At 33.9% G+C, this 5,682-nt stretch carries 3 protein-coding genes; 2 read left to right on the forward strand and 1 reads right to left on the reverse strand.

Translation table 11 applies throughout. The annotated features are described in order from the left end of the window. Positions 1 to 228: 228 nt before the first annotated feature. A complete protein-coding gene (locus J5V48_RS09385) occupies positions 229 to 732 on the reverse strand; it encodes a single-stranded DNA-binding protein (protein WP_219938325.1) in 504 nt (167 codons plus the stop codon). A 988-nt stretch (positions 733 to 1,720) separates the two neighbouring features. On the opposite strand from J5V48_RS09385, the gene uvrA reads away from it, so the two are divergent. Both uvrA and J5V48_RS09395 read left to right on the forward strand, forming a co-directional pair. After that, the gene (gene uvrA, locus J5V48_RS09390) at positions 1,721 to 4,564 is read left to right on the forward strand and encodes an excinuclease ABC subunit UvrA (protein ID WP_219938326.1); all 2,844 of its coding nucleotides are present in this window, start codon (positions 1,721 to 1,723) and stop codon (positions 4,562 to 4,564) included. Then, entirely contained in the window at positions 4,565 to 4,945 is a 381-nt protein-coding gene (locus J5V48_RS09395; protein ID WP_219938327.1) for a DUF2750 domain-containing protein, read from the forward strand. The last annotated feature ends 737 nt before the right edge of the window (positions 4,946 to 5,682 follow it).

The following is a 5,682-nucleotide window of genomic DNA, read 5'->3' on the forward strand; positions in this document are numbered from 1 at the left end:
ATATGCAGAAGATTTTGCTGTCTATGGGCGAGGAATGGTGCAGATATTATGTAAGTTCGACTTACAAAACTTTTATCTGCACTGAGGTTTAAAATTTATGGCAGTAAAGATCGGGGAGAAATAATCCTAAAATTTACTGCTCAATGTCAGACATATTACTTAATTTTTTGAAAACAGATATAAAAAAAAGGCTGTTTATTGAGTATAAACAGCCATTGTTGTGAAGTTTTAGAAAGGAATTTCTGTATCTATGGTAGTCGATACAGTTTTGTAATCAAGGTTCTTGTCAAAGAAATTTTGTGGTTGTTCTTCTTGTGGAATATATGGTTTATTTTCGTCTTCACTGACATAACCATCATTAGAAATTTTTGTACAATTAGAATCATCTGTAGCGTATCTGTATCCAAGCATCTGCATTTGTTCTGCGATAATCTCTGTAGAATATCTTTTGACCCCATTTTTATCAGTAAAAGAATTAGTTTGAATCTTTCCTTCAATGAAAATCTGAGAACCTTTTTTTAGATACTTTTTAGCAATTTCTGCTGTTTTTCCCCATAAAACAACCCTATGCCACTGAGCTGTTTCTTCTACTTGACCTGTCTGAGTGTTTTTATGCTGTTCGTTTGTAACCATAGAAATGTTCGCAACATTTATACCAGAAGCTGTTGTTCTGATTGTTGGATCATCTCCAAGGTTACCTATTAAAAAAACTTTATTGATACCTCTAGCCATACTATTTTTTCCTTAATCACAAAAATAAAAAAATGATTGTTTTGATTGTTGTGAATATGGTATCAGACAGTTTTTTTTATAAAGTTTTTAAATGGCGCAAAACGCCACTTGATTTTAAAATTCTTAATAAAATGAATAAGTTATATTTTTTGAATTTTTTTAATAAAAAGCTTTTTTTTTCAAAAGGAGCCGCAAAATCCCGCCCTTTAGGGCGGATATAAGGCGTAAGATTAGTAAGGGTATTTTGTTTTCTATCTTCTATCTGTTAATAAAAATGGTCACGCCTTAACATGAAGAAGAAAAATAAGAGGACATAAAGAGCATTGCCAAACAGAGCTTTTCTATTCGTTTGGAATTGCCTTTAGAGAATAAGCATTGAAGATACTACGTTAGTCTTAATAATGGTATTAATGGTATAAAACAGCAGATAAACAAAATTTTCTCCTTCAAATTTGACTGGATATTCTCTTGCTTACAGAACACCGTTTTAAATGATTCTAAGCTCCTTTAGAATTTGAGAAGTGAAATTTTTTTTCTTTGGTATTTAGTCACAAAGACTAGATGAAAAAGCAGATTAAAAGTAGAATGTCTAGTGTGATAAACATCAGTTTTCACCAAGATTGGAAGGGCAGAACATGCAATGCTCTTGAGTGAGTCTGGTCAAAAAAAACTAGAGTGGCTGTAGCTTTTTTTGACTGAAAACAGCGAACCTCATAAGATGCAAGCCACTTCAACCAACCTTGCAAGCTAAAAATTAGCTTTGCAGTGGGAATCCTCTTGCTTCAAAAGAGGAGTATGTCAATAGGATAATGAAGTGACAATTGCTTAATCGCCTCATTATTATATTAAAAAGGATATTCTCAATCAGGTTTGACCACATAATATCTCTGGAATTTATAAGGTTATAAGTCAGAGCTGGTCAGAATCTTGTGAAACAGTTTGTTTCATGGCTGTATGTAAAGCTTAATGAATGTAGGTTTCAGTTAAAATGGACAATATATCAATTCGCGGTGCTCGTACTCATAACCTAAAGAACATCTCTCTTAGTATTCCTAAAAATACTTTAACTGTTATTACAGGAAGATCTGGCTCAGGAAAATCTTCTCTTGCTTTTGACACTTTGTATGCAGAAGGTCAGAGAAGATATGTTGAATCTCTGTCATCATATGCAAGACAGTTCCTATCGTTGATGGATAAGCCTGATGTTGAATCAATTGAAGGTCTGTCCCCTGCAATTTCTATTGAGCAGAAAGCAGCATCTCATAATCCACGTTCTACCGTTGGAACAACTACAGAAATTCATGACTATTTACGTCTATTGTGGGCTCGTATAGGTGTGGCAAGATGTCCAACACATGGTACAGTGCTGAAAGCTCAGACAGTATCTTCAATGGTGGATACTGTTTTGAATCTGCCTGAAGAAACAAAGGTAATGATTCTTTCTCCTGTAGTCAGAGGAAGAAAAGGTGAATATAAGCAGTTATTTGCATCATTAGTAAAAGATGGCTTTATAAGAGCTAGAATTGATGGAGAAGTTTGTGATTTATCAGATCCTCCTGAACTTGCATTAAGGGAAAAGCATGATATTGAACTTGTTGTCGACAGAATAAAGGTTCGTAAGGATTTGAAACAGCGAATTGCAGATTCTTTTGAAACTGCATTAAAGTATGCCGATGGTCTTGCTGTTTTAGCTCCAATGGATGAGCACAAGAAAGAAGATGAGATTATCTTCTCTTCTCGCTATTCATGCCCGATTTGCGGATACTCGATTGAGGAATTAGAGCCAAGAGATTTTTCTTTCAATAATCCTCATGGTTCATGCCCTAAGTGTGAAGGTTTAGGTGCACTTATGGTTATTGATGAAGATAAGATTGTTCCTGACAAGAGTAAAACCATATATGATGGCGCAATTTTAGGCTGGGATAGAAGCAATAAGTTCTTTTACCGTCAGCTTGAAGCTGTAGCAAAAGCTTTTGATATCGATCTTTTTACTCCTTTTGAAGAATTAAGCAAGAAACAAAAAGAATATATTCTTTACGGAACAGGAAACAAGGCTATTGCAATGGAAATAGTCTATGCAGGCGGTTCAAAAAGCAGATCTTCTGTAGAACCTTTCGAAGGTGTTATCCCTAATTACGAAAGAAGACTTAAAGAAACAGAATCTGATTATGTAAGAGTCTTTATTTCTAAACTGATGAAACCTTTACCATGTCCTGAGTGTAATGGAACAAGACTGAAAAAAGAGTATTGTCATGTCTTTATTAACGACAAGTCATTACCTGAAGTAAGTAATATGTCTATTATTGAGGCTTATGATTTCTTCTCAAATCTTAAGCTTACCGAGCAAGAAGAGCATATTGCAAGCAAGATTCTCAAAGAGGTAAAAACACGTCTATCCTTCCTCATAAATGTTGGTTTAGGCTACCTTTCTTTATCAAGAACCTCATCTACCTTATCAGGCGGTGAATCTCAGAGAATAAGACTTGCAAGTCAGATTGGTGCAGGTCTTACAGGTGTGATGTATGTACTTGATGAGCCAAGCATTGGTCTGCACCAGCGAGATAATTCTAAACTTTTAAGTGCATTAAAGAATCTTCGAGATATCGGAAATACAGTTATTGTGGTAGAGCATGATGAGGACACTATGCGTGCTGCAGATTGTATTATCGATATAGGTCCAGGAGCTGGCGTAAATGGTGGTCTAGTTGTTGCACAGGGAAATGTAGAAACAATAGTATCTTCAAAGAATTCCCTTACAGGTGACTATCTGTCAGGACGAAGAAAAATTGAAATTCCAAAAAAGAGAGTAAAGGTTCAGAAATCAAAAATGCTTACTCTCAAAGGTTGCACTGGCAATAACTTAAAGAATATAGATGTATCATTCCCAGTAGGCTGTTTTGTTGTTGTAACAGGAGTTTCAGGCTCAGGTAAATCAACTCTTGTAAATGATACATTAGTTCGCGTAGCTGAAAGAAAACTCAATTCAGTAACCGCAAATGATGATCCTGCTCCTTATAAGGCAATTGAAGGTTTAGATAATTTTGACAAAATTATCTGTATAGATCAGAGTCCTATTGGTAGAACTCCAAGATCAAATCCTGCAACATACATTGGACTATTCTCAGAAATAAGAGATTTATTCTCAAAAACACCTGAAGCTAGAGCTAGAGGTTATGGTCCTGGCAGATTCTCCTTTAATGTAAAAGGAGGTAGATGTGAGGCCTGTCAGGGTGATGGTACAATAAAGGTATCTATGAACTTCATGCCAGATGTGTATGTTAAATGTGAAGAATGCGATGGTAAAAGATATAACAGAGAAACTCTAGAAGTACTATACAAGGGTAAATCTATATCTGATGTTCTTGATATGAATGTTGAAGAGGCCTTAGAGTTTTTCAGTGCTGTTCCAGCTATTGCTTCTAAATTAAAAACACTTATGGATGTTGGTCTGTCCTATATTACTCTAGGTCAGTCTGCTACTACATTTTCAGGTGGTGAAGCTCAACGAATTAAACTATCAAAAGAGTTATCAAAAAGAGCTACAGGAAGAACACTATATGTTCTTGATGAGCCAACAACAGGTCTTCATTTTGAGGATGTAAGATTACTTCTTGAAGTATTAACAAAACTTAGAGATCAGGGTAATACAGTTGTTGTAATTGAACATAACCTTGATGTTATTAAAACAGCTGATTATCTGATAGATTTAGGACCGGAAGGTGGTGTAAACGGAGGTACTATAGTAACTACGGGTACACCAGAACTGGTTAGTGAATGTGAAGAGTCTTTTACAGGACAGTTTTTAAAACCAATTATTAAAAGAGGCTATTAAATGACTGAATTAACCGATAAGGAATTTGAAGCTATACTTCAGTTAAATTCTGATTACAGAAAAGCAATGTTCTTAAAATCAGTAAATGAGAACAACGGCTTATATGTTCTTGTAGATGATGATGGACCTTTAATTTTAGAGGATACTGAAGCAGATGAAAATAATATAATGTTTAGTGTTGTTCCTGTATGGTCTCATGAAAGATTAGCTCAGAAATATGCAAAAGAAAATGAAATGACTTCAATGAAAGCTCAGTTCATTACAAGAAATGTATGGAATGAAAAATGGGTTCCAATGTTAAAGGATCAACCAAATGTTCTGATAGGTTTTATGCCTGTATCAGACAAGGATTTTGACGTTGATGACCCACAGGAAATCTAATAAATAAAATACATCTTAAAAAAAGCAGCTAAGCTGCTTTTTTTATGCTTCCCGTAAATTATATTTCGTAAAAATTGCGTTTTTTGTAAAAAAAATCTTACCTAAGATCTTTAGAAATTTAGCTTAAAAAGATCTTATAGATTAATTAGTTACAGTGTAACAAAAATTTATTAATCGTGATTTTTTACGTCAACGATTAAAGCTCTTTAAAAATTTGGTATATAAATCAGACAGATAAGAATTTGATGTTCTTATAAAATAGCTCAATTTAGTAGGTGTTTTTTCAAGAAATTGGACTTTTGAAAAAAGGCTTAATTTTGAATGAGTTATGGTCAATTTAGGATATAAAAATAGGGATGATTGTGATATAATTTTCTCTTGCAAAATCAAATAAATAACACAAGGATCCCTATGCAGAAATTATCCTTTTTTATTGCACCATTGTCAAGTTCAGAAAACACCTCTTTAGCAGTTACGCATCAAATTCCCCACTTTTTAGCAGTTACGAATATAACAGTGTCCTGATTGTATTATAGTTTGATCTAATACATTTCTTTTTTTCTTTCATCTCTGCTTGTTTAAATTCTAGTTTGCCTTTGTATATCAGGTTTATTTCCAATAAAAAGACTGTTTTCTTGTGATTTATGTATTATAGTATGCTATAATACTTTTACTATGAAAATTGATTTATTACCTGATTTTGCTAAGCCTTATAAAACTAAAGGTTTTGACGTTAG

The organism is Succinivibrio faecicola (genome assembly GCF_019448115.1).
Taxonomy (GTDB): Bacteria; Pseudomonadota; Gammaproteobacteria; order Enterobacterales; family Succinivibrionaceae; genus Succinivibrio; species Succinivibrio faecicola.